At 65.4% G+C, this 25802-nt stretch carries 20 protein-coding genes; 11 read left to right on the top strand and 9 right to left on the bottom strand.

Translation table 11 applies throughout. From position 1 onward, the window contains the following. Positions 1–66: 66 nt before the first annotated feature. Entirely contained in the window at positions 67–1224 is a 1158-nt protein-coding gene (locus XI02_RS21030) for a cysteine desulfurase family protein (protein ID WP_172649176.1), read from the bottom strand. Positions 1225–1683: 459 nt separating this feature from the next. Here XI02_RS21030 and XI02_RS21025 point away from each other — a divergent pair, with 459 nt between their 5' ends. Beyond that, positions 1684–2331, top strand: coding sequence for an alpha/beta hydrolase (locus XI02_RS21025; RefSeq protein WP_016843213.1), 648 nt, complete (start codon positions 1684–1686; stop codon positions 2329–2331). Between the two features lie 100 nt (positions 2332–2431). Here XI02_RS21025 and XI02_RS21020 read toward each other — a convergent pair whose 3' ends face one another. The 3 genes from XI02_RS21020 to XI02_RS21010 form a co-directional block, all read right to left on the bottom strand. Further along, on the bottom strand, positions 2432–2761 hold the full coding sequence (locus XI02_RS21020) for a multidrug efflux SMR transporter (protein ID WP_018271443.1): 330 nt from the start codon (positions 2759–2761) through the stop codon (positions 2432–2434). Between the two features lie 3 nt (positions 2762–2764). Next, complete coding sequence (locus tag XI02_RS21015) at positions 2765–3442, bottom strand: glutathione S-transferase family protein (RefSeq protein WP_018271442.1); 678 nt, start codon at positions 3440–3442, stop codon at positions 2765–2767. Positions 3443–3524: 82 nt separating this feature from the next. Beyond that, the gene (locus tag XI02_RS21010) at positions 3525–4628 is read right to left on the bottom strand and encodes an anhydro-N-acetylmuramic acid kinase (protein ID WP_026192718.1); all 1104 of its coding nucleotides are present in this window, start codon (positions 4626–4628) and stop codon (positions 3525–3527) included. Between the two features lie 151 nt (positions 4629–4779). On the opposite strand from XI02_RS21010, the gene tyrS reads away from it, so the two are divergent. Both tyrS and XI02_RS21000 read left to right on the top strand, forming a co-directional pair. Continuing rightward, positions 4780–6033, top strand: a complete 1254-nt coding sequence (gene tyrS / locus XI02_RS21005) for a tyrosine--tRNA ligase (protein WP_016843209.1) — start codon at positions 4780–4782, stop codon at positions 6031–6033. Positions 6034–6146: 113 nt separating this feature from the next. After that, the gene (locus XI02_RS21000) at positions 6147–7397 is read left to right on the top strand and encodes an MFS transporter (protein ID WP_026192717.1); all 1251 of its coding nucleotides are present in this window, start codon (positions 6147–6149) and stop codon (positions 7395–7397) included. A gap of 75 nt (positions 7398–7472) precedes the next feature. On the opposite strand, the gene XI02_RS20995 is transcribed toward XI02_RS21000, so the two are convergent. The 3 genes from XI02_RS20995 to XI02_RS20985 all read right to left on the bottom strand — a co-directional run bounded on the left by XI02_RS20995 (position 7473) and on the right by XI02_RS20985 (position 14702). Continuing rightward, the gene (locus tag XI02_RS20995) at positions 7473–9272 is read right to left on the bottom strand and encodes an adenylate/guanylate cyclase domain-containing protein (RefSeq protein WP_018271439.1); all 1800 of its coding nucleotides are present in this window, start codon (positions 9270–9272) and stop codon (positions 7473–7475) included. Between the two features lie 136 nt (positions 9273–9408). Then, positions 9409–10845, bottom strand: coding sequence for an IS1182 family transposase (locus XI02_RS20990; RefSeq protein WP_018271438.1), 1437 nt, complete (start codon positions 10843–10845; stop codon positions 9409–9411). A gap of 155 nt (positions 10846–11000) precedes the next feature. Beyond that, on the bottom strand, positions 11001–14702 hold the full coding sequence (locus XI02_RS20985) for a DUF3971 domain-containing protein (protein ID WP_018271437.1): 3702 nt from the start codon (positions 14700–14702) through the stop codon (positions 11001–11003). A gap of 228 nt (positions 14703–14930) precedes the next feature. On the opposite strand from XI02_RS20985, the gene XI02_RS20980 reads away from it, so the two are divergent. After that, positions 14931–15668: a peroxiredoxin gene (locus tag XI02_RS20980; protein WP_080650363.1), complete on the top strand. Its 738-nt coding sequence runs from the start codon at positions 14931–14933 to the stop codon at positions 15666–15668. A 100-nt stretch (positions 15669–15768) separates the two neighbouring features. Beyond that, positions 15769–17130 (top strand): M23 family metallopeptidase, encoded by a 1362-nt coding sequence (locus tag XI02_RS20975; protein WP_026192716.1) that lies wholly within the window; start codon positions 15769–15771, stop codon positions 17128–17130. Between the two features lie 69 nt (positions 17131–17199). Here XI02_RS20975 and XI02_RS20970 read toward each other — a convergent pair whose 3' ends face one another. Both XI02_RS20970 and XI02_RS20965 read right to left on the bottom strand, forming a co-directional pair. Next, entirely contained in the window at positions 17200–18453 is a 1254-nt protein-coding gene (locus XI02_RS20970) for a DUF5666 domain-containing protein (protein ID WP_018271433.1), read from the bottom strand. Further along, positions 18450–19325, bottom strand: coding sequence for a DUF6502 family protein (locus XI02_RS20965; RefSeq protein WP_018271432.1), 876 nt, complete (start codon positions 19323–19325; stop codon positions 18450–18452). The genes XI02_RS20970 and XI02_RS20965 overlap by 4 nt, the downstream gene beginning before the upstream one ends. Positions 19326–19487: 162 nt before the next feature. Here XI02_RS20965 and XI02_RS20960 point away from each other — a divergent pair, with 162 nt between their 5' ends. The 6 genes from XI02_RS20960 to XI02_RS20935 all read left to right on the top strand — a co-directional run bounded on the left by XI02_RS20960 (position 19488) and on the right by XI02_RS20935 (position 25778). Then, positions 19488–19922 carry a hypothetical protein gene (locus tag XI02_RS20960; protein ID WP_129964995.1) on the top strand — a complete coding sequence of 145 codons (435 nt, stop codon included), beginning with the start codon at positions 19488–19490 and terminating at the stop codon, positions 19920–19922. A 206-nt stretch (positions 19923–20128) separates the two neighbouring features. Continuing rightward, the gene (locus tag XI02_RS20955) at positions 20129–20335 is read left to right on the top strand and encodes a hypothetical protein (RefSeq protein ID WP_016847686.1); all 207 of its coding nucleotides are present in this window, start codon (positions 20129–20131) and stop codon (positions 20333–20335) included. Positions 20336–20352: 17 nt separating this feature from the next. Beyond that, positions 20353–22293, top strand: coding sequence for a glycosyltransferase (locus XI02_RS20950; protein ID WP_026192715.1), 1941 nt, complete (start codon positions 20353–20355; stop codon positions 22291–22293). Positions 22294–22296: 3 nt separating this feature from the next. Beyond that, positions 22297–23037 (top strand): ABC transporter ATP-binding protein, encoded by a 741-nt coding sequence (locus tag XI02_RS20945; RefSeq protein WP_018271429.1) that lies wholly within the window; start codon positions 22297–22299, stop codon positions 23035–23037. After that, positions 23034–24461, top strand: a complete 1428-nt coding sequence (locus XI02_RS20940) for a glycosyltransferase family 1 protein (protein WP_018271428.1) — start codon at positions 23034–23036, stop codon at positions 24459–24461. The genes XI02_RS20945 and XI02_RS20940 overlap by 4 nt, the downstream gene beginning before the upstream one ends. 6 nt (positions 24462–24467) lie before the next feature. After that, on the top strand, positions 24468–25778 hold the full coding sequence (locus XI02_RS20935; RefSeq protein ID WP_018271427.1) for an O-antigen ligase: 1311 nt from the start codon (positions 24468–24470) through the stop codon (positions 25776–25778). Positions 25779–25802 lie beyond the last annotated feature (24 nt).

Genomic DNA, 25802 nt, shown 5'->3' with positions numbered 1-25802 from the left:
CGCGGTGGATATCAAGTTCCGAAAATCTCTTACGATGCTTTGATGACGAAATCCGCTTAGAACAGTTCAAGCTGTGTTTCGTCGTTCCCCCTTAACTAAGGTATCGGCGAGCTTTCGCCAAGCCTTGAGGGTCAAATCCACGTCTGTCTCCGTGGTAGACCAGCCAAGACTAAGCCGCACCGCTCCCTGGGACACCTCCGAACGGTATCCCATTGCCTCTAGCACGTGGGATGGCTGGACCTTGCCCGACGAGCAGGCAGAACCGGACGAGACCGCGATTCCCCCAAGGTCGAACCCGATGACCGCCGTCTCGGCCTTCATACCGGGCGCCGTGAACAGAACGGTATTAGGTAACCGCTTGACGTCATCGGAGAACACCAGCACGTCCGGCGTCTGCCGCAGCCCATGCTCGAGCCGGTCGCGCAGCCCCCTGACGCGGGCTGCATCGGCCTTCAGCACCGCCATCGCGGCCTTGGCGGCCGCACCGAACCCGGCGATGCCGGCGATATTCTCGGTCCCTGCCCGCCGCCCGAGCTCCTGCCCGCCGCCGCGCAGGAACGCCTCCAAACCCTCGACACCCTCGGCGAGGACCAGTGCGCCTGCGCCCTTCGGTCCGCCGATCTTGTGTGCCGACAGCGTCACCAGGTCGGCCTGCGTCGAGGCCAGATCGAACGGGATCTTGCCGAACGCCTGGATCGCATCGACATGCAGCAGCCCGCCAGCCGCATGGACGATTGCGGCAACGTCCGCCACCGGCTGAATGGCACCGGTCTCGTTGTTCGCCAGCATCACCGAGACCAGCGCCGGCGGACCATCGGCCAGCACTGCGCGCAGATGGTTGAGATCGATCACACCGGCACGCGTGACGTGGATTGCGGCGGTCGCCTCCGTCGCAAACCGACCGCCCGCGAGCACGGACGCATGCTCGATCGCCGATGCCAGGAGCCGCCGCACCGGCACGCCCGCAGCGCGGCGCAAGCCCGGCGTCAGTGCGAGCGCATTGGCTTCGGTCCCACCGGACAGAAACACCACGTCCTGCGGCCGGCCGCCGACCGCCTGCGCCACGGCATTGCGGGCATCCTCAAGCAGCCGTCGCGCCCGCCGTCCCTCGCTGTGCACCGAGGACGGGTTGCCGATCAATTCCCACGCCGCAGCCATCGCCGTCTTCGCCTCCTGGCGAAGCGGCGTGGTGGCATTCCAGTCGAGATAGACGCGATCGGCCATGGAGCTATCCGCGGCAACCACCGTGGTTGCGGCCTTCACTGCGAGATAACGACAGTTGACGACCGAGACCAGATCAGACGTCACCGGCACGGGAGATTTTTCACGCGCGCCAGGAGCCTTGCTGCCGCCAGACACGGCGTTCGCGGTCCCCCGAGCGCGATAGCATTATGACGGACTGAAACTTCAGGTAGCCTTCGAAGCAATCCGGCGTGTCGATCCGGATCGCCGCCGCCGCGTCGGCAACGCGCGCAACGCGACGCGGATTCGCGACCGCCAAGCGGCACAATTTCCTTGATTTTTGCCCCTTGCGTCATGCTAGAAGGCCTCCAGCGTGCCGCGCGGCGGTGCCTGCGCCGATTTCATCACGAGCTGCTCTGTTCGCGAACCGTCGCTGAAGATGGCTCCAACCGGTTGATTGATCGACGTCAATCAAGGGAACGCGTCAATCAAGGGAACACAATGCCTGAAGTCATTTTCACCGGCCCTGCTGGCCGCCTCGAGGGCCGCTACCACCCGGCCAAGCAGAAGAACGCGCCGATTGCGATGATCCTGCATCCGCATCCGCAGTTCCACGGCACGATGAACCACCAGATCGTCTATCAGTGCTACTACGCGTTCGCGCATCGCGGCTTCTCGGTGCTGCGCTTCAACTTCCGTGGCGTCGGCCGCAGCCAGGGCTCGTTCGATCACGGCACCGGCGAATTGTCCGACGCCGCGAGCGCGCTCGACTGGGCGCAGGCGATCAATCCGGAGGCGCGCGCCTGCTGGGTTGCGGGTTTCTCGTTCGGCGCTTGGATCGGCATGCAGCTTCTGATGCGCCGGCCGGAGGTCGAGGGATTCATCTCGATCGCGCCGCCCGCCAATCTCTACGACTTCTCGTTCCTCGCGCCCTGCCCGTCGTCGGGCCTGATCGTGCACGGCGACAAGGATGCCGTGGTGCCGCCCAAGGACGTCAACACGCTGGTCGAGAAGCTGAAGACGCAGAAGGGCATCGTGATCGACCAGCAGGTCATCCCCGGCGCCAACCACTTCTTCGACGGCAAGCTCGAGCCGCTGATGGAGACGGTGACCGGCTATCTCGACATGCGTCTCGCCAACGTGCGCTGACGACGCCGACCTTGTAGCCCGCATGAGCGAAGCGACATGCGGGTCGCGGCCGACAAGAACCCGGATATCGCTGCGCTCATCCGGGCTACGGTCCCTACTCTCATTCCGGTGCCAGCTTCAGTGCGGCGATGCCGATCAGCACGAACACGATTCCCGCGACTTTCATCGGGTTGAGCGCCTCGTTGAACAGCAGCACGCCCATGGCCAGCGTGCCCGCCGCGCCGATGCCGGTCCACACCGTGTAGGCGACGCCGACGCCGAGCACCTGCAGCGCGCGTCCGAGCAGGAACACGAAGGCGGCGAGCAGCAGCAGCGAGACCAGCGTCCAGCCGAGTCGCGTATAGCCTTCGGCATATTTCATCGAAATCGCCCAGCCGACGTCCAGCAGGCCGGCGACGACGAGCGCGATCCAGGCAACCGAGTGCGACATGGCTTACGCGGCAAGCTTCAGCATATGCGCGCGGTGGCCGACCAGGAACGCGTGCAGCAGCGCCGGATAGTCAGGCGACACCGCACTGCGTACGCTCGGCCGCTGTGCCAGCGCGCTGCGCCAGGCGCGAAGTTTTGGCGTGTGCGTGAACACCGCGAGATCGGTCAGCTGGTCGAACAAATCGAAATAGCGGAAGATCGGCGCGAATACCGCATCCACCAGACTGAAATTCTGGCCGGCGAAGAACGGACCGGCGCCGAGCGCAGCCTCGACGCGCGCGAATTTTGCCGCGACCGCCTGCCGCTTGCTCTCGAAGGCCGCGGCATCGGTGGCGGTCTCGAGCCCCCAGAGGTCGCCGAGAATGGCCGAGCCGAACTCCATCCAGGCGCGATGCTCGGCGCGGACAAGAGGATCCTGTAGGTGCAGCTTCGCCCCCGCCTGCGTCTCCTCGATGTACTCGCAGATCACGTTGCTCTCGAACAGCGCGACCTCTTTGCCGTCGTCGCGCGTCACCACCAGCACCGGCACCTTGCCGAGCGGCGAGATCTTCAGGAACCAGTCCGGCTTGTTGGCGAGATCGATGTCGATCCGCTCGAACGGCACGCCCTTCTCACGCAGCGCAATCACCGCGCGTTGTACATAGGGGCAGAGCTTGTGGCTGATCAGTTTCAGGGCGGCCATGACGAACCTCGCGTTCAATGCAACTGCATCGAATTAAATGCAACGGCATGGAACTGTCAAGGTAGATGCATTTGCATCTAAATCACGGTCGCGCGATAATGCCCCCGGTCATCGGGATCGGCACCCCCGTGGTGGCAGGGTAGCTCAGCGGCAGGCCCTTCATGCCGCGCGCGGCGAGGAAGCCGAACGCCTGCGCCTCGATCGCATCCGCCGCCCAGCCGAGCGCCTCGGCCGGCTCGACGGTCGCCGGCGCCAGCCGCTCGCGCAGCATCCGCAGCATCGTGAGGTTGGAGGCGCCGCCGCCGCAGATGATCCAGCTTTTCGGCCGTTTCGGCAGCAGCGGCACGATGCGAGCGATGGCGGCGGCAGTGAAGGCGGTCAGCGTCGCGGCGCCATCGGCCGGCGCCACGGCGCCGAGCTTGAGGCTGGCGAAGTCGTTGCGGTCGAGCGATTTCGGCGGCGGCAGCGCAAAGAACGGCAGCTTCAACGCCTGTGCGATCCAGGCCTCGTCCGGTTTGCCGAGCGCGGCGAACTTGCCGGCGGTGTCGAACGGCTGGTGCATCTGGCGGAACATGAAGTCGTCGAGCAGCGCATTGCCCGGCCCGGTGTCGCAGGCGATCAGCGTGTCCGTGCCGTCGATATAGGTGATGTTGGAGACGCCGCCGATATTGACGACGACGATCGGCCCCTCGCGGTTCAGCGATTGCACCAGCGCCCGGTGGTAGACCGGCACGAACGGCGCGCCCTGCCCGCCGGCCTCGACGTCGGCGGCGCGGAAATCGTGCATCACCGGAATGTGGATCACCTTGGCGAGCGCCAGGGCATCGCCGATCTGCACCGTGAGCCTGCGCTCGGGGCGATGCAGCACGGTCTGGCCATGGAACCCGACGATGTCGATGTCCTGGGCGGAGATCCGGTGCTGCGCCGTGAAGCTGGCGACCGCCTCGGCATGGGCCGTGGTGACGGCCTGCTCGGCCTGCCGCAAAATCCCCGGCCGGGCGTCGCGCTGCGACAGATGAACCGCCTCCGTCAGCGCCTGGCGCAGCAGACTGCGCTCGCCTTCGGTATAAGGCCGATAGCCCGAGGGTCCGAAAGACTTGATCTGACGGCCATCGGTCTCGATCAATGCCACGTCGACCCCGTCGAGCGAGGTACCGCTCATCAGACCGAGTGCCGTTAACATCATGTTGGAAGCGCCCCAGCCGGGAACCCCCGGCTTGTCTCAAACAAGTACATCCTATAATGCCACTGCGCGTCCGCCTGCGGCAGCCTCAGCGCCAAGGTTCCGCAAATTGATGCAAAAACCGTAAAAACAGAATGAGCTGGCTGGCCGACAAATGACTGCATTTAAATCGGATTTCCTGAACACTTTACAGGAACGCGGCTTCGTCCACCAGTGCTCCGATTTCGAGGGCCTCGACGCGCTTGCCGCGAAGGGCCAGGCGACCGCCTATGTCGGCTATGACTGCACCGCGCCGTCGCTGCACATCGGCAACTTCCTGACCATGATGATGCTGTACTGGCTGCAGCAGAGCGGCAACAAGCCGATCACTCTGATGGGCGGCGGTACCACGATGGTCGGCGACCCCTCCGGCAAGGACGAGACGCGCGCAATGCGCACGGTTGCGGAGATCGAGGCCAACAAGGCCTCGATCCGCGGCGTGTTCGCCAAGGTGCTGCGCTATGGCGACGGACACTCCGACGCCATCATGCTCGACAACGCCGAGTGGCTGACCAGATTGAACTGGATCGAGATGCTGCGCGACATCGGCCGGCACTTCTCGGTCAACCGCATGCTGACCATGGACTCGGTGCGGCTCCGGCTCGAGCGCGAGCAGGAGATGAGCTTCATCGAGTTCAACTACATGGTCTGCCAGGCCTACGACTTCGTCGAGCTGTCGCGCCGCGCCGGCTGCCGGCTGCAGATGGGCGGCTCCGACCAGTGGGGCAATATCGTCAACGGCGTCGATCTCGGCCGCCGCATGGGCACGCCGCAACTGTTCGCGCTGACCACGCCGCTGCTCACCACCGCCTCCGGCGACAAGATGGGCAAGACCGCCAAGGGCGCGGTGTGGCTCAACGCCGACCAGTTCTCGCCCTACGATTTCTGGCAGTACTGGCGCAATGTCGAGGACGCCGACGTCGTCAAGTTCCTCAAGCTGTTCACCATCCTGCCGATGAGCGAGATCAGCAAGCTTGCGACGCTGGCCGGCGGCGAGATCAACGAGGCCAAGAAGGTGCTGGCGACCGAGGCGACCGCCCTGCTCCATGGCCGCGATGCAGCGAACGAAGCCGCCGAGACCGCGCGCCGCACCTTCGAGGAAGGTGCGCTGGCCGAAACCTTGCCGACGGTGGAAATTCCGCGCGGCGAATTTGAAGCCGGCGTCGGCGTGCTCGTCGCCTTCGTCAAGGCCGAGCTCGTCGCTTCCAACGGCGAAGCGCGCCGGCAGATCAAGGGCGGCGGCCTGCGCGTCAACGACGCTGCCGTGACCGACGAGAAGATGCTGCTGAGTTCGGCCGATCTCACGCCGGAAGGCGTGGTGAAACTGTCGCTCGGCAAGAAGCGCCACGTCCTGCTGAAGCCTGCATAGGCGCATTCGCATTTGTCGGTTGCAGGGAGTGCGGAAAGCGCGCTCCCTGCCCGAGCGCGATCAGCAAAAGTGGACTTCCGGTTTTGCGTCCGGTCGCGCTCGAAAAGAATGCGATGGACCAGCAGACCACGCCTCCGAACGACACGCTTGCAACGCCGGCGAAGCAGTCCCGCGTCGCGCTGAACGTACTCGCGCTCTGCTTCGTGCTGTCGGTGCTCGGGCGCGGCCTTAGCGACAGCTTCACCGTTTTCCTGAAACCGATCTCGGAAAATTTCGGCTGGGACCGTGCCTCTGTGGTGTCGGTCTACTCGCTGACCTGGCTCGCCAGCGGCCTGACCGCGCCGCTGGTCGGGCGCCTGTTCGACCGCTCGGGTCCGCGCGTGGTCTATGCGCTGGGCCTGTCGCTGCTCGGTTGTGCATTCCTCGTTGCTTCACGCGCGCGAGAGCTCTGGCAATTCCAGCTCAGCGTCGGACTCTGCGTCGGTTTCGGCACCGCGCTGATCGGCAATGTGTCGAATTCGATCCTGCTCGGCCGCTGGTTCGGACCACGCCTGCCGACCGCGATGGCCGTGATGTATTCGGCGACCGGCGCGGGCCTGTTGCTGCTGTTGCCGCTGTCGCAGGTTCTGATCGACCGGATCGGCTGGCGCGAGGCCTATCAGGTGTTCGGCATCGGCGCGCTCTGCCTGCTTGTTCCGCTGGTCTTTCTGCCGTGGCGGCTGCTCGCCGGCGGATCGCCACATATCGTCCGGAAGTCGGAAAGCAGCTTGGCCGACGAAGGCTGGACGCTGCTCAGCGCGATGCGCCACCATGCCTTCTGGGCGCTGTTCTCGACCTTCTTCTTCACCGCGATCGCGATGTATGCGCTGACCGCGCAGATCGTCGCCTATCTGATCGATGTCGGCTTCCCGCCGCTGCAGGCGGCAACCGCCTGGGGCTTCTCCGGCGTCGCGCTGTTCGTCGGCATGCTCGGCGTGTCCACCCTCGACGGCATCATCGGCCGCCGTCCGAGCGTATTGTTCAGCTATGGCGTTTCGATCCTCGGCATCATTCTGCTCTGGCTGCTGCAGTGGTATCCGAACTACTGGCTGCTGACCGGCTTCATCATCTGCTTCGGCAGCATGATCGGCTCGCGCGGTCCGCTGATCACGGCGACCGCGCTGAAGATCTTCCGCGGCGAGCGCGTCGGCACGATCTACGGCACGATCATGATCGGCAGCGGCCTCGGCTCCGGCCTTGGCTCATGGGGCGGCGGCCTGATCCACGACTGGACCCACAGCTACAATCCGCTGATCGCCTTCGCGCTGGTCAATGTGGTGCTCGGCCTGATCCCGTTCCTGGTGGTCCCGGCGCTGCGACGCTGATGAACGTTAGCAGCCTCGTCGCACCCAGACACGCGACCTAAAGTCTGGGATGTCGCCTCGTGCCCATCTCCGACATCACCCCTCCGGCACTCCGGCTACGCGCATGCCCTCGCAAAGACGCTCTTGTCCCGCGAGATAAATAGGATTGTCGCTTATCTTGGCGGCGCGCAAGCGGCGGATCGTAAAGCTTGGGTTGAGCGCAAATCCCGCTTTCGCAGCAGTTCGCGCCTCATCCAGCGCGCCGAGCAAGCCCAAGGCAGCGGCAAGCGAAAAATGGGCGAGAGGATGAGTGCCGTTGGCCTCAATGCTTCGTCGCAGCCAACTGACGGCTTCGGCATCCGCACCGAGCTGTAGCTTTGCCATGCCCACAAAGCGCATAAGCCGGTTGGCAACGAGATCGCGAGGGGACAGACGGAGAGCCTCGAGTACATGGCCTTCAGTCTCGGTAGCACGACCCATATAGAATTTGGCTAAACCGATAACGCCATGAGCATAAGCCAAATTGCGATCAAGTGCTAATGCCTGCTCGCATTCGGTAATTCCCTGCGCGGCGCGGTTTGTATTGACGTAGACGAGTGCCAGTATCAGGCGAGCCGCGGCAATGTTGGGAGCTAGTGAGCGTGCTTTGATCGCGTTCGCTTCGGCTGCCGAAAGAAGCGCGGCTCGTTCGTCCGTTAGCAGGTCGGCTCCCACTGTCAGATCGACGTTTGCCATGCCGATCAACGCCCAAGCCGCTCCGACCCCTTGGGGATCGATCGCCAAAGCACGCTCAAAAAAGCCGCGCGCCCGGGTCGCATGCTCAAGGGTCGGCCCCTTGTAGAAGCAGGCAGTACCCTGAAAGAACAGGTCTATCGCGTCGGGATGCCGCAACCGCTCCGCTTTTCGTGCCTCGACTACAAAGAGTTGGGCACCAAACGAGTTGGCGAGCCTCGATACGATTTCGTCCTGCATATCGAAAAGATCGGCGACAGGTTTTTCGAAGCGCTCAGCCCAAAGATGTTTGCGGCTTTCGGCATCGATGAGCTGCACGTTCACTCGAAGCCGCTTGCCGCTGAGCTGCATGGAACCTCCTAGCACGTACCGGACGTTCAGCTCGCGGCCGACTTGCCGTACGTCGATTGCTTTGCCCTTGTACGAGAACGCGCTATTCCGGGCGATTACGAACAAGCCACCGATGCGCGACAAGTCTGTTGTTAAGTTCTCGGCTACACCATCGATGAAATAGTCCTGTTCGGGATCGCCGCTGAGGTTGGCGAATGGCAGCACAACGATGGAAAGACGAGGCGGTGAAAGGGCGCTCGATCCGGTGCGGTGAGACCGTGTCGCTGGGCCGGGTTCATCCCAGATCGCAGCATATGTCCGGACCGGGCGGGTGATGTTTTTGAAGTTCTGATCGCCCAAATCGACGAACTCAACGCCGACCTTGCCTCGCACTTGATCGTAGGCAGAAGACGAGATGCAGATGCCGCCAGGCTCTGCGATGCCTTCAAGCCGCGCTGCGATGTTGACGCCGTCCCCGAATATGTCATGGGCCTCGACGATTACGTCGCCGATGTTAACTCCCACGCGGAAGGCAACGCACCTTTCTTCCTTCTCTTGGATTGTTAATTCCTTGATGCGGGCCTGAAACTGTACGGCGGCTCGGACAGCCTCAACTGAGCTTGTAAACTCCGCCAAGAACCCATCGCCGGTGTTCTTCACGATACGGCCACCGTGTTCAGCGATTGCTGGCACAACAGCGTCCGCAAAGAGCGCGGTCAATTTGGCGTGTGTCGCCTCCTCGTCATCGTGCATGAGCCGCGAATAGCCAGCCACATCGGCGGCCAATATCGCCGACAACCTGCGCTCGACAGGGAATGGCCGCTCCTGCACCATGGCTCTCAACCCAACCGATGAAATATTGTACGACGGATCGGGAGACCGGGCCACACTGCTAATGTCGCCTGATGGCCCAGGCCGTGTGAAAATCGCGCAACTCGGGGCGCTGATTAGGTCGCTCAGAGGGCCGGCCTCACGCCCGCATCGCCTCCAGCAATCCGCCCACGCCCACGATCATCATCACGCGCTTCATATTGTAGGCGAGGACGTTGAGCGCCATCTCGGTGGCCACCTTTGGCAGATTTTTCGTGAGAAAGTGTGTTGCTCCCATCCAACACTTCATTGTGCCGAACGGATGCTCCGCTGTCTGACGGCGGACACCCATTGCATTGGGGTTGTGGTCGAGCCGATTCTGAACTCTCTCCAGAACAGCTTCGTGCTCCCAGCGTGAGATGCGGCGCTCGGGGCCTGTCGTGCACTGAGCTTTTAGCGCGCAGGTTTTGCAGGCGCTTGTCCAATAGCGGCGCAGTGTCTTTCCGTCCTCTATGTTCGTATAGTGATAAGTTAGCCGCTCGCCGGCGGGACAGCGATAGACATCGTCGGCAGCGACATAGACGAAGTCCTGTTTGCCGAAGCGGCCAGCAGCTTTGGCGCCCGAAGTCATCGGCTTCGGCAACGTCACCGTGATGTCGGCTTCCTCGCAGGCCTTGATCTCCTCTCCATCGTAATAGCCGCGGTCTGCCACGGCTTCGAGCGTCTCGACAGCCATCTCGTCGCGCGCCCGCCCGGCCATGTTGGCGAGTTGGTGGCGGTCGGTGCCCACGTTGGTCACCTCGTGAGCCACGATGAGATGATGCTGCGTATCAACTGCAATCTGAACGTTGTAGCCAACGATCCCGGTGTCCTTGCCACTTGTCGCCATCGAGCGCGCGTCAGGATCGGTCAGCGAGATCTGCTTGTCCTCGCTCTTCATCATCTCCGCATTGATCGCATTGAGCCGGACGGTCTCCTCTTTGAGCTTCTCGATTTTACCTTTCAACCGCTCAACCTTCGCCTCTGGCACCGCATCGCCGTGCCGATCGGCGGTCTCGAGCTGCGAGAGATAGCGGGCGATGCTCTCGTCGATCCGCTCAAGGCGCCGCTTCATCTTCGCCTCAGTGAAGTTCTTGTCCCGCGCATTGACGGCCTTGAACTTCGATCCATCGATGGCGACGCTCGCTGCAACAAGCAGATCAAGCTTGCGGCACAGCGCGACAAACTCGCGGCAGACCTCACAAATGGCCTTGCCATTGTCCTTGCGGAAATCCGCGATGGTCTTGAAGTCCGGCGCCAACTGCCCGGTCAGCCAGATCATCTCGATATTGCGCTGGCATTCTCGCTCCAGGCGTCGGCTCGACGGCACGCGATTGAGGTAGCCGTAGATGTAGAGCTTGAGCATCATGCCGGGATGGTAGCCGGGTCGCCCCGTGTCGAGTGACTGGACGCCAACGAAGCCGAGCTTATCCAGATCGAGCCCGTCGACGAACACATCAACCGCACGCACCGGATTGTCCTCGGACACGTAGTCGTCGAGCAGTGCAGGGAACAACGTGCTCTGTGCGCGATCAACCCCTTCCACGAATCCCGCCATCGCTCGTCCCCGCCGATTCATCGGAGAATACTAATAGCAGAGGCGGAGTTTTCACACGGCCTGGGCCCGTAGCCGACATCGCGAACCCTGTCCCTTTGGTCCGCTTCTGACGATAATGCAGACTGTCGTTAGGCGGCGGCTTATGAGTGCACGCCCTAGTTATTCGTCGTCGGCAGATCGTTCGGGCCGTACTGCTTGAACTCGAAGATCTTGCGCGTCAGCCCGGGGGCCAGCGCGGAAATCGGATTGACGCGCAGCACCGGCGCGCTCGGCGTTCCCACCACTTCATAGGTCACGCCGATCAAGCCTTCATTGCTGCCGGCGCCGAGGAAAATCCCGAAGAACGGGATCTGGCCGAACATGTTGTTCAACCCGTACATCGGAATGAAGGTGCCGTTCATCCGCACCTGGTTGCCGATATAGTCGATGCTGCCTTCGATGGTCGCGCCGATGGTCGGTCCCTTGACCACACCATTGCGGATCGAAAGCTGGCCGCTCTGGCGGGTGAATTCGGCGCGCAGCGCGTCGAACCCGATGCCGTTCTGGGTGCTGACCGGCCCGCCGGCAACGGCGCGATCGAGCTGGGTTTCGCCCTTCACCGAGAAACCGGTGATATTGATGAGCCCTTCCCTGGGGCTCGGCTCAGGGATCGGCGGCTCCATCGCGAGCGTAAGCTGGCCGCCGACGACCTTCGAATAGGTGTCGATGAAGCGCAGGAACGCACCGGCGTCGCTGGTCTGCAGATAGATCACCTCGCGGCCCTGCTGGCGTCCGCGCATATCGACCGTGACGGGGGTGTCGCGACCGACCTTGCCGCTCAGCGTGAACGCCTTGAAGAACCCGTTGCGGCGCGAGACCTTGGCGTCGACGCTGCGCAGCGCTTCGCCGTTGAATCCTGCGACCGCGCCGAGTTTCAGATCGACATCGAAATCGGTGGTTCTGGTCCTGCTCTTGGGATCGCTGTCGCGGCCGGAGATCGCCGACTTCAGGAAGCCGCGGCCGTCGAACACGTCGCCGCGCATCGTCACCTTGATCACGCCGTCGGGACCGCGATCGGCCCGCAGCGATGTCTTGTCGCCTTCCGACGGCGCATAGGTCGGGAAGTACGCATTCATGAGGTCGCCGTTCTGGTCGACCTCAAGCGCCCCCTTGATCGAAACGCCGGCGCCGTCGATCGAGATATCCTCGAACCGGGTCGATTGCCCCTTCGGCACCACGTTGAAGGTCGCCTTGCCGGCCCGGCCCTGCGCCTTGACCCAGCCCGGCAGGATGTTGTCGAGCTTGAGCTGGGTCAGGTCGGCCTCGACGCCCATCTTGGTGGTGGGATTGTCGCCGCTGCCGATCTTGCCGCTCAGCTTGATCGGGATCGCGCCCGAGACCGCGGGACCGAGATCGAGCCCGAGGCGCGCGCGGCTCGCATCGTCCAGCGTCGCCTGCAGCTTGACGTCGGCATCGCCCTCGGCCGGCTTGCGGTAGTCGAGCGAGGCCGCCTGCCCATTGATCTTGACGTCGCCCTTGACCTGGAAGCCGGCGTTGCTGGCGATCACCTTCAGCGCGTTGGCTTCGAGCTTCTGGTTCATCACCAGCTTGTCGACGGCAACGCCGGAGATGTCGGCGGTGACCGAGTAGAGCGTATCGGCCTTGGTCAGTTCGCCCTTCACCGGCATGCCGAGATTGATCGTCGCGGTGACGTTGCCCTTGCTGGCGTTTGGATCGATCGGCGGACCGGAGAGATCGCTGAGCCGGTCGGACGCGAGGATTTCGGCAGCAGCCGGCACCGGACAGTCGACCCGGAACCTGACCTTCGACGGCGACGGCTTCGGCGCCATGTCCGGCACCTCGAAGCTGAAGTCCGACAGCGTGATCTTGCGGCCCGCCGGCGTGTCGGCAATGCCCTGGTTGATGGTCACGGTCGCGGTGCGGCCGGTCACCCTCGCCTTCAGATCCGCGTCATGCACCGCGGGCATCTGATCCACCGGACGCACCGTGACACCCGAGGCGACAATGTTGACCGAGAGGCCGTCGTCCGGGATCGGCGGTCCCTTGCGCGACAGGTTGTGCACCGGCGAATTGACGCCGACATCGATGCGCTGGAGCGTGCCGCGGTCGATCCGCTCGAGCACCCATTCGCGCACCTCCGGCACGATGATGACCGGCCACATCCGTTTCAGGGCCGAGGCCGACATCGGCGTGCCGGCGAATCCGAGCTGCAGCCGCGGCTCGCCGGAATAGTCGATGCTGCCGGTTCCGGCGACGCCGATCTCGCCATTGGAGATGTCGGCCTGGGTCAGCAGCACGCGCTTCTTGTCGGTGTCGAAGCGGAAGCCGATGTTGATGCGATTGAAGATCAGCGGCGGTTCGTTCTTGTCGGCGCCGGCCAGCACGATGGTGCCGCCCGACAGGCCGGCCTGCCAGTCGGTGACGTTGTCGTTCGGCGGCTCGAGATGGCCAAGCAGCGTGATGCGGTTGGCGCCCGAGATGACCTTGATCGGCGCCAGCAGCACGCGCCGGCCCGAATCCCATTCAACGCTCATCTCGGCCGAATCGACCGGCATCGGGTAGTCGGGCGTGTCGGTGTCGATGATGTTGCCGGCACCGACATTGATCTTGCCGCGGAAGTAGGTCGGCAGGCCGTCGCGGCCGAGCTCGCCCTTCATTTCGCCCGACAGCGGCAGGTCGGCGGTGTAGGTCAGATCCTTGGTCCGCATCGCGAGCAGGATGTTCCGGGTCGAAACCTTGTCGGCCTTGATGTCGACCGAGCGCACGCCGTTCTGCTGCGGCCCGACCAGCACGCGCACCGACCAGGGTTTTGCGCCCTCCTCGCCGAAGCTGAGCGCAACGCCGCCGCCGCTCGGGCGCCGCAGGCTGAGGCTGATGTTCTCAAAGCTCCATTTGTTGCCGCGCTGCTGATCGTCGACGACAAGATTGCCGTTCTTCAGGCCGATCTCGTTGAGGTTCTGCCCATCGAGCCCGGTCATGCTGAGGCTGTCGAGCCAGTCGAGACCGGCGAGCAGCCCGCTCTGGGCCGCATCGGGCGACGCCGAGGGCTCGGCGGCAGCCGGCGGCGAGGCAACCGGCGGCGGCGGTGCTGCGGGTGTCGGCCGCGGGAATGTCGGCGGCATCCCCGCCTCCCGCTTGGAGGCAACGCCGGTGGCCAGCGGTTTTGCGGTGTCGCCGGCGGACACGGTGACATTGCCGTCGGGCGTGATGCGCACCGACAGTTCCGCATCGACCAGATTGAGGCTCTCCGCCCGCAACTGGCCCATCAGGAGCGCGGTGCCCGACAGGCGCACTTCGGCCTTGGGCGCGCTCGCAACCACCGCATGGTCGCGGTCGCGGACGATGATGTCGCGGATGCGCACCGCGATCCTGACGCGGCCGGCGCGCTCGATCTGCGTTCCGCCGACCTCGACCGTGTTGCCGTGGCCGATATTCTCCTCGATCGCCGCGGCAAGCCACGGCGTCGCCATGTCGAGATTGATCGGGCCGGCGCCGAGCCGCCACCACAGCGCGCCGAAGCAGGTCGCGAACATCGCGACCAGCACCACGAGGACGAGGCCGATGCGACGGATCCAGCGCTCGCCGTTCAGCGAGCGCTGCATGCCGGAGCAGAAATCGGTGAAGCGATGCAGGTTGGTGTTGGAACGCGCCAGCAATTGCCGCGCACGGTTGCCCGCCGCCTCATCCTGCTCGTCCCACGCAGCGTCGTCTTCCCATTGCGAGAAGTCAGCCCCGGCGCGCGGATTTGGACCCTGCGGCGACGTGTTCCTTGCCATTGCCTCTCGGTGCTGACGGCGAAGCTGATCGCCGCCATCGGGGCGCCCGTCGATGCGTATCGAGCGCTCCTGTGCCGGCATCGCCGCCTATCCTCGCCTAATCATGTTACTCGCCGATGGCCCCCAGAACGGACCAAACCAACCAATCAAAAGCCAATTCAGCAAGCGGACGGGTCACGCGTCGAATTCCTTGTCACCATACTCCGTGGCCATCAAACTTGCCCAGCGGCCGGCGCGAATCCGGCCTCCGCCAATAAGACCCGCAATACCCCAATGGTTGAGCTTCGGAAAGCGACGAAAGGAAGGCGTATGTCCAAGAAAACGCGCAAGAAATCCTCCAACACAACCGGAAAGCGGGTCGCAACAAAGGTTGCGCGCGCCGCAAGCGCAAGCACCGGGAAGTCCGCGACGAAAACCCGCACAGCGGTTGCGAAGAAGGCAGCGGCCAAGAAAACAACTAAGAAAACGACCAAGGCAACGAAAGCAAAGACCGCAGCGGGTGTTCGAAGCAAAGCTTCGCACAAGGCGGCATCGAAACCGTTAAGGCGAGAGCCGGCCGCGACCGTGACCAACTCGTCCGCCATCCCACTTGCCGAGGGCGCCACCGCGCCTGGCTTCAACCTGCCGCGCGACGGCGGGGACAGCGTTTCGCTGAAGGATTTTGCCGGCAAGAAGCTGGTGCTGTTCTTCTACCCCCGCGCCGACACCCCCGGCTGCACCAGGGAGGCGATCGATTTCACCCGGCTCAAAAGCGAGTTCGTAGCTGCGGGGACCGAAGTGGTCGGCATTTCCGCCGACACGGTTAAGGCGCAGGAGTCATTTCGAAACAAACACCAGCTGTCGGTGCCGCTCGTCTCCGATCCGGCCCACGAGATGCTGGAGGCGTATGGCGCCTGGGGCGAAAAATCCATGTATGGCAGGACCTTCATGGGAATTATTCGCACGACGGTTCTGGTCGATTCCAGCGGAAAAGTCGCCCGCATCTGGCGCCATGTGAAAGTCGACGGCCACGCCGAGGCGGTATTGGAGGCTGCCCGCTCGCTCTGACGGGACGAGTTCCGTTTCCTGAAAATTAACCATGACGGGCTCAAATCGGCCCCGCAAATTAGCCGTACGGAGCTTGGTCCGACCGGCCGCGGGAGTACCGATGTCGAGCCGGTCCGGTCACCACCAGGAACATCACAAACACCATCATCCGCAGGACCATGGCCGGACGCCGGCGCGCCGTCCGGCAGCCCATCACCCCGCGCCTGCGGCGGTGGCGGCCTCCGGCGAGGGCTATACCCTGGTCCATGCCGGCAAGCAGGTCCGGTTCGGGCCGGTGGTGTTCTGGATCATCGTCGGCACCGTGGTGCTGCTCGGCATGTGGTCGGCGGCGACCGCGACCTATTTCGCGTTCCGCGACGACGTGCTGACCCGGCTGATCGCGCGCCAAGCCGAGATGCAATACGCCTATGAGGACCGTATCTCGGAGCTGCGTGCCAAGGTCGACCGCACCACCAGCCGCCAGCTGCTCGACCAGGAGCAGTTCGACCAGAAGCTCGACCAGATCATGAGGCGGCAGTCGACGCTGGAATCGCGCGCCACCGCGCTCGGCGCGATGCCCGACGTCACCAGCACCGGATCGATCAAGCCGCAGGGCCGCGCCGAGGCTGCGCCGACCTCCGGCCCGCTGAAGCCCTCCCCGATCAGCGACACCGTGATCTTCGTGGCGCCGCCGGATCGCGAGGCACGGCTCGAATCGCGCGCGCCACTGATCGCCAAGACGCAACCGAACCAGTTCGCCAAGGCCCAGGGTGTCGACAACGTGCTGGTCCGCCTGCAGACCTCGCTTGACCAGGTCGAGCGGCGCCAGGTTGCCGCGCTCGCCTCGGTCGAGGACAGCATCGATTCCAAGGTGCGCCGGATGCGCGGCGTGATCTCCGATCTCGGTCTCAACATGGCGCAGCTGGAGGCGGCGACGCCGCGTTCCGGCATGGGCGGGCCCTTTGTCCCGGTGAAACTCTCTGCCGACGCCGGCGCGTTCGAACGCCAGCTCTATCGCATCAATATCAACCGCGCACAGATGCAGCGACTGAACCAGACGCTGGCGCTGGTGCCTTACCGCAAGCCCGTGGTCGGTGAAGTCGAATTCACCAGCGGCTTCGGCGTGCGCACCGATCCCTTCCTCGGCCGGCCGGCGATGCATACCGGCCTCGACTTCCGCGCGGCGCAAGGCGATCCGGTGCGTGTCACCGCCAACGGCAAGGTGGTGTCGGCGGGCTGGGCCGGCGGCTATGGCCGCATGGTCGAGGTCGATCACGGCAACGGCCTGTCGACGCGCTACGGCCATCTCTCCGAGATCGGCGTCAAGGTCGGTGAATACGTCAAGATCGGCCAGGTGATCGGCGCCGTCGGTTCGACCGGCCGCTCCACCGGTCCGCATCTGCATTACGAGACCCGCATCGACGGCGAAGCGGTCGATCCGCAGAAATTCCTCCGCGCCGGCGTCCGGCTCAGCGCGGGCTAGCCAATCGCACAATGATCGATCTGAATATCGGCGCAAGCGGTCTCGCTTGCGCCAATCGCGTTTGTGGCCTCAGCGGCGGCCGCCGCCGCCCATGCCGCCGGGCGGTCCGCCGCCACCGAACCCACCGCCGGGCCCGAACGGACCACCACCGCCGCCAGGACCAAACGGTCCGCCGGACGGGCCGAAGCCGCCGGGACCGGGGCCGGTCGGTCCACCACTCAGCGGATCCGGCGCAGGCGCGCCGCCTGGCGGGCTGCCGCCCGGCATGCCGGACGGCGCCCCACCGGGGCCGCCTCCCGGACCGCCGCCACCAGGCGCGCCGCGGCCGCCCGGTCCGCCAGGTCCCGATCCGTGACCCGGCCCGGATCCGCCGCCGCCGGGGCCACGGCCCGGCGTGCCCGGGCTCTTCACCGACGAGCCCGGGAACTTGCCGACCGACTGCACCGATTCGACGCGTAGCTCGCGCGGGCCCGACAGCTGCGCGTTGACGACGACGCGCGTATCGGCCACCGGCGAGAACCGCGAATGGTCGCGCGCGACAAAGCCGGAGCCGAACTGCAGGTCATTGCCGACCCGCCGCACATAGGCCTCGATCAACAGCCGGTTCGCGCCGGCGAGATCGGAGAAATCGTCGGCGCGGCTGCGCGACACCTGCATCACGCCCTGCGCGAGATGTCCCTCGGCCTGCACGCGCTGACCGACCAGCGCCGCATCGACGCCGGCGAGCTTGAGCTCGCCGATCCGCAAGGCGCCGGCACGGTCGCGCTCGAGCGGTCCCGCGACGCGTGCAGCGGCGTCATGGCGCTCCTGCACCAGACTTGCGACCACGACGCCATCGGTGCGGCGCAGCCCGAACACGGCGACATGCGCGCCCACCTTCAGCCAGCTCTCGCGTCCGGTCCAGGCGACCGTCTGGCCGAGCACCGTCAGCCCGCCCGGCTTCATTTGCTCGACCGGCCCGGTCACCTCGCTGGTCACATCGATGCGTTTGGTCGACAGCGTGCCGCCGGCATCGCGCTGCGCCACCACACGCGCGAGCTGTCCGATCCGCAGCGCCTTGGCGCTCGTCGCCTCGCCGTCGATTCGGACCGGCACGTCGGGTGCATAGGCGACGCGCTCGCCATTGACATAGATCGAGCCGAACCGCTGGATCACCCCGACGATGCCGGTGCCACCGATGCCCTGATCGGAACCGGTGATGCCGGTGCCGCCGATACCCTGATCGTTGCCGCGCTTCTTGACCTGCGCGCCCGCGAGCGACGTTCCGGCAAGCCAGAAGCCGACAAGCAGCACGCGGCGCGAAATGACCGGCGGGCGCTTCACGCCGCACCGCCTTCGTCGGCATCGTCGTCGACCGGGCCGTCCGGACCCTCGCGATAGATGTAGATGCCGAAATTCCAGCGATAGTCGCCGCCCTTGTCTTTTGCCAGCGCGCGGTTGGCCTCGCGGTTGGCGACCTTCAGCGCCTCCATCGCCAGCTCGCGCGAGCGACCCTCGAGCCGTTTCGCGAGCTTCGCCGACAGCCCATCGTAATGCACCGCGCGCTCGAGGAAGCGCGGCGTGGCCGATGACACGTTGAGCTCGGCGGCCGCGACATGGTCGTGCAGGTTGCGGCCGAGATAGTGCCATTTGCGATCGTCGTCGCCATGCGGCACGAAGGCCTCCTCGACCAGCATGATCTCGTCGTCGTCATTGATGGTGACGAGCTTGCGGTCGAGCCATTCGTCCAGCACCGCGCGCGGCCGCACGTCCTTGGTGATCGATTCGACCAGCGTCTCGAACGACGGCGCGCCGCCTTCGGCGGTGCGCGGCAGCGGCAGCGGATCGCCCTTGGCATCGGTGAACTCGGGCGCGGCCAGCCAGCGCGCGACGATCGCGCTGGTGCGCGACAGCGTCGCCGGCACCGCATTGACCGGCGCGCCGGCGCCGCGCAGCCGCGCCACCTCCTTGCGGTGGATGCCGGTCAGCAGGCTGACGCGGCTGTCGGTCTGCTCCTTGCCCTCGAGCGCGAAGTCGTGCTCGGCGACGTTGACATAGAGCTCGCGCAGCAGCTGGGTCAGCGCCGGGAACGTCATCCCGCCGCGGATGCAGAGCCGCACCAGCGGGCGCAGCATGCGCGCCAGCGGCGCGTGCAGCTTCGCTGCGGCGATCGGTGCGGACGATCCCACCTTCGACTTCGGGGCCTTGGCATTCATGCCTAACTTTTAGCTGTCCGCGCCGTGGGACACAATCCCACCTCACTTGACGTGTGATATTTTCCCACTTATGGGAAACAAAATCACCTCCGGACACAGTCCGCGCGCTCGCCAGCGGGTGCCGCGATGTCCGGCATTGCCGCCATCGCCACGGACCGCTCCATGACGTCTGCCCGATTCGACCTTGCGATCGCGGAAGCCTGCCGGATCGCCCAGGTTCCCTTTGAGGAGTTCGTGTCGACGGTGATGGCGGGCGGCTATCCCTGCCTGCCGGGCGTTGCGCCCGGATCGCCGCGCCGCTTCGACGAAACCGACCTGCTCGCACTCTACATCTACGGGCGCCTGCTCGCCTTCGGTTTCGGCGGTCTGCGCGCCGGCGAATATGCCTGCCGCGCGCATGCCGGCCTCCGCGCCGAGCCACGCGCGCAATCGATCTCGATTGCGCTGACGTCCGACGGCGGCAAGCGCGTCGTGATCGAGCAGGATCTGCAGCGCCCGGCAGCGGCGATGCTGCCCGAGCGCATTCATTTCGACATCGCCGCGATCAGGCGCCAGCTGCAGCAACCGGCCGACCGCAGCGCCGCCGAGCCGGCCTGACGCTCCGCTAGCAACGCGCGCATTTGCTCGCCGCCCCGCGCCATCGCGGCGCGATCGCACCGTCATGCGTTCCAATCCTTCCTCCCAGAAAAGTTTGTCCCCACCGCCATACGTGGGACATAATCCCACATTTTAGTCCCCGGGCACCATTGACGTGTGAAATTTTCCCACGTATCCAGAATCCATTCAGCAGGGAATCCGACGCAATGTCTCTTCGTTCGGCCCGCGAAACCGGTTCGTTTCACGAATCCGATTCGTTTCACGAATCCGGTCGGTTCGCCGCCACCACATTCCGCTTCACGCCGCAGGTCCCCTGCGGCCCGATCGAGCCGGTGCTTCCGGCGCTGCTGCGCGCGCTGGTGTTCGCCGCCGCGCTGGCGCTGCCGTTCATCGTCGCCCTGTTCGTCGCATGATCCGGATCGAGCCACCCATGATCGTCGTCAACGAGCCGGCCCGGCGTCCGTCGGTGCTCCACATCTTCAAGGTCTACTATCCCGACCTGTTCGGCGGCACGCTGACGGTGATCCGCGACATCTGCGCCGGACTGAAGGACACCTTCGACGCCGCCGTGCTGGTCTGCTCGCGCTCCGGCGGCGAGCGGCAGATCGTGGTCAACGACGTTGCAGTCGAGCGCGTGCACTCGTTCGGCGACGTGCTATCGCTGCCGGCGGCGCCGACCTATCCGTGGCGGCTGTGGCGCCGCATCGCCGAGCACGATCTGCTGGCGCTGCACGCCCCCTTCCCGCTCGCCGACCTCGTCTTCGCATTCGGGCTCGGCCGCACCCGCCCGCTGGTCGTGCACTGGCACGCCGACATCGTCTCGCACGCGGCCTTGCGCTTCCTGGTCGAGCCGATGATGCGGCGAACGCTGCGCCGGGCCGCCGCGATCATCGTCTCCGATCCGGTGCTGATCGAAACCACGCCGCTGCTGCAGGAATTTTCCGGCAAGTGCCACGCCGTTCCGTTCGGCGTCGATGTCGCGAAATATGACCGGCCGGCCGCCCAGGCCGACGACGTCAACGCCCGCGGCCGCCTCGTGCTCGCCTGCGGACGCCTCGTGCCCTACAAGGGATTTGACGTGCTGGTGCGCGCCGCCCATGCCCGCAATTTCGAGGTCTGGATCGTCGGCGAGGGCCGCGAGCGCGACAATCTCGAGCGGCTGATCCGCGACTACGGCCTGCAGGACCGCGTCCGCCTGCTCGGCTCGGTGTCCGAGAGCGAGCGCGTCAAGCTGATGCGCATCGCCGACGTGTTCGTGATGCCGTCGGTGACCAATGCGGAGACTTTCGGGCTGGCGCAGCTCGAGGCGATGGCCGCAGGCCGGCCGGTCGTCAACACCGCGCTCGACACCGGCGTTCCACATGTCGCCCGCGACGGCCTAGAGGCCATCACGGTGCCGCCCGGCGATCCCACCGCGCTTGCCGACGCCATCGAGACGCTGATCAACGATCCCGAGCGGCGCCGCCGCATGGGGCAGGCCGCGCGCCATCGCGCGATGACGACATACTCAACCGCAGCCTTCAAGGAGGGAGTCGAGACGGTGTATCGCAAGGTCGTTACCGAGGAGGCAGCCGCAAAGGACGCGGGGTCGTCAGCCCCAGCCCCGCGTTCCCGAACGGCAGGTTTCGTCGGCGCGATCCAGATCGCGGCAACACTGGCCTGGTCCGACGTGCGCCATCGCTACGTCCGCTCCCTCCTTGGACCCTTCTGGATGTCGATCCAGATGGCGATCATGGTGGCCGTGCTCGGCTCGGTGATCGGCCATCTGTCCAACGCCAGCGCGGTGGCGCGGCTGCCGATGCTGGCGGCGAGCCTCACCGCATGGACCTTCCTCAACAGCGTGGTGCTCGACGCCACCACTGCGCTGCAGGGCTCGGCCAGCCTGATCAAGGATCGCGCGCTGCCGCCGGTGATCTTCCTGCTGCAATGTACCTTCCGGCAGGCGCTGTTCGCCGCCCATAACGCGGTCGTGCCGCTGCTGCTCTGGCTCGTGCTGACGCCGCGCGATGTCGGCGGCGCCGTCGCCGCCCTTCCCGGCCTCGTTCTGTTCGTGGTCTGCACGCTGGGCCTGAGCCTCGCGCTCGGCGCACTGGCGACGCGTTACCGCGACATCAAGCCGATCATCGAGTCCTCGCTGACGCTGGCCTTCCTGGCCTCGCCGATCATCTGGACATCCGAGATGATCGATCGCGGCTCGACCGTGATGCGGCTCAATCCGCTGACGCATCTGTTTGCGATCTGGCGCGACCCGCTGGCGACCGGTCATGTCGCAACGGCAAGCGTGATCTACGTGCTGGCCTGTCTCGCTGCGCTCGCGGTCGCCGCGATCGTGACCATGACCCATCTGCGCAAAGCGGCATTCTGGATCTAGGGCATGGCAAGCATCCACCTCCGCGACGTCTGCCTCGATTATCCGCTGTACGGCGCCTACGACTTCTCGCTGAAGCGCCGCCTGCTCGGCCGCCTGTTCCGCCAGACCAGCGAGATGCGGACCATCCGCGCGGTCGACGGCATTTCGATCGAGGCGAAGGCCGGCGCACGCATCGGCCTCGCCGGCCCGAACGGCTCCGGCAAGTCCACCCTGCTGCGGCTCATCGCCGGCGTGTTCCCGGCGACCAGCGGCCGCGTCGAGATCTCCGGCAACATCGTGCCGCTGCTCGGCTTAGGGGCCGGCGTCAATCTCGATTTCGTCGCCGCCGACAATATCAGCCTGCTGCTGCGGATCGCGGGACGCAAGCCGACGCCCGCGATCCTGGACGAGATCTGGGCGTTCACGGAACTCGAGGAGCGCATGCGGCGACTGCCGCTGCGCATGTTCTCGTCGGGCATGCTGATGCGCGTGCTGTTCGCGACCGCGACCGCGTTTCCCGCCGACATCCTGCTGCTCGACGAATGGCTCAGCGTGGTCGACGAGAATTTCTCGGCCAAGGCCGAGCAGCGGCTGCGCAAGATGGTCGAGACCGCGGCGATCGTGATCATCGCCTCGCACGACCACGCCCTGCTGCGCCGGACCTGCAACAGCATCATCAATCTCGATCACGGCCGCATCGCCAGCACCGCCGCGCTGGATGCGCCCGCCCCGCATCACCTCGAGCTCAGAGAAATCAGCGCATGACAAAGATCCTGGTCGTCAGCGAGGCGCTTGGCGAGCCCAACCACAAGCGCGGCATCTTCCATTTCACCCGTGAATTGATCCGCTCGCTGGCCGGCGACGGCCATGCCCTGACCCTCGTCGTGGAGACCACGCGCCGGTACCGGAAGCTGCGCCGCAGGCAGCGGCGGACGCGCTTGCTGCCCGAGGACTCACGGCTGATCGAACTGCTCGCGCTCTATCGCTACCTCGATGAAACCGACATGAACTCGCCGATCATGCGCGGCGGCCTGCGCCGCACCGTCAACTGGTTCAAGCACAAGATCAACGCGGCGACCTCGCTCGAATTCATCATCGCCTTCCTGCGCTCGATTCATCTGCTGCCGACCAGCGTCAAGCTGATCGAGAACCGGACCGAGGGCCTCGAATACATTCCGACCGATTTGCGCCATCTCGAGTTGTTCGGCGATTTCCTGCTCGAGCCCGGCTTCTACAGCTATCAGGATACGTCGGCCCTGACCCGGTTGCCGCCGCCACGGGTCGATGCGCGCGACTACGACGTCATTCTCATCGACACCCCGACCCGGGTGGCGATCCAGCGCCGCCCGGACGCAAAGGTGATTTGCGTCGTGCATGACCTGTTGCCGATCACCGATCTCAAGCTGGATGACATCGCAACCCGCCTGTTCCTGTCGCGCCTTTTCACCAGCGTGAATCAGGCCGACGAGCTCGCCTTCGTCTCGAACTACAGCATGAACCGCTTCCGCGCCCTGCTCCCGCAATATGCGCATATTCCGGCGCGAGTGGTCTATCCGCGGACCCGTTTCGGCGTCGCGGAAGCGCCGCTTGCGCCAGTGCCGACAGCGGTCCCGGCACGGCCGGGCTTCGTCGTCATCGTCTCGAACGAGCCCCGCAAGAACCTCGCGGCCGTCATCCGCGCCTTCCGCAAGCTGCCGGAGGCCGATCTCGTCGTGATCGGCTATGCCGGCGGCGCCAACCAGGCGCGCAACCTGCCGAACAACGTCCGCTTCTCCGGCTATGTCGACGAGCACGAGAAGGCGGCACTGATCGCGGGCGCGCACGGCCTGATCATGCCGAGCCTCGCCGAAGGCTTTGGCGTCCCGATCATCGAGGCATTCGCGGCCAATACTCCCGTGCTGTGCTCGGACATTCCGGTGTTCCGCGAGGTCGCGGGCGAGCTTGCGGACTATTTCGATCCGTTCTCGACCGACTCGATTTGCGCATCGGTGCGGCGCGTGCTGGCGCAGCAGGAGCAATGGCGCGACCGGATCCGCGCGCGACGGACCGAGCTGGCCGAGCGGTTCGGCCATCACACCCAGGCGCGCGACCTGCTGTCGCATCGGGCTGCCTCGGACGTCGCGGCCGCCGCCGCGGCGCTCACCGCCGCGATGGCGACCTTCAACGGCGCAACCGCGCACGGCGTGTGACCGGTCATGAGTACCGATTCCGACGCCATCGGTCTCGCAATCGAACCGCCAGCACGATGGCGCGATCGCGTCCGCGCCTGGTCCGGCTCAGTCGCCTATGTCCGCGCCACCGATGTCGTGATCGCCCTGGCCGCGGCGGCGCTACCCTGGTCGACAACGGCACTCGCCGTCTTCATGCTGCTGTGGCTTGTCGCCGAGATCCCGACCATCGACTGGGAGCAGTTCATGCTCGACCTCGCGGAGCCGGCCTTTGCGTTGCCGATCGCGCTGGTCGCACTTGCCGTGATCGGCGTGGCGTGGTCGGAGACGAGTTGGGCCGAGCGGCTGCAGGGCATCAAGCCGCTCGGCAAGCTGCTGCTGCTGCCGTTCCTGCTCGGCTATTTCCAGCGCTCGCAGCGCGGGCTCTGGGTGTTCCTGGCCTTCCTGGTGTCGTGCACGGTGCTGATGATCCTGTCCTGGATCGTGCTGGCGCTGCCGCAGCTCAAGCTCGCGCACACCGCCTCCGACGGCGTGCCGGTCAAGAACTACCTCGACCAGAGCCAGGAGTTCGCGCTCTGCGCCTTCGCGCTGGCGCTGCCGGCATTGACGGCGCTGCGGGCCCGGCAATGGCGCATTGCAGGCGGCGCCATCGCGCTGATGCTGCTGTTCATCGCCAACATGCTCTATGTCGTCTCGGCGCGGACCGCGCTGGTCTACATGCCGGTGCTGCTGATCCTGTTCGCCTCGCTGCATCTGTCGCGGCGCGCCACGCGGCTGCTGTTCGCAGGCGTCGCGGTCACCAGCCTCGTGGTCTGGACCACGTCCCCTTACCTGCGCCAACGCATCGCCGACGTCGGCATCGAGTATCGCGCCCACGACACCTCCGGCATCGCCTCGACCGCGCAGCGCCTGACCTATTGGCGGAAGTCGGTGAAGTTCATCGCCGGCGCACCGTGGCTCGGCCACGGCACCGGCGCGATCAGGCAGATGTTCACGCAGGATGCCGTCGGACAAACCGGCCTTCAGGCCGAGGTGATCAACAACCCGCACAACCAGACCCTCAACGTCGCTATCCAGTGGGGACTGATCGGCATCGTGCTGCTCTACGCGATGTGGACCAGCCACGTCAGGTTGTTCGCCGGCCGCGATCCCGTGAGCTGGATCGGACTCACCGTGGTCGTGCAGAACATCACGAGCTCGCTGCTCAATTCGCACCTGTCCGATTTTCACGAAGGCTGGATGTACGTGATCGGCGTCGGCGTCGCCGGCGGCATGGCGCTCCGCGCCCGCCGGCCGGAGAGGATTTTGGCGGACGCCTGCGGTGCACCCCCGCGATAATACGCGCAGCATATTCGGTGTCGT

The organism is Bradyrhizobium sp. CCBAU 21365, assembly GCF_015291305.1.
Lineage (GTDB): Bacteria > Pseudomonadota > Alphaproteobacteria > Rhizobiales > Xanthobacteraceae > Bradyrhizobium > Bradyrhizobium elkanii.
Note: the sequence above shows the minus strand (reverse complement) of the source record. Positions and strands in the feature narration are given on the sequence as shown.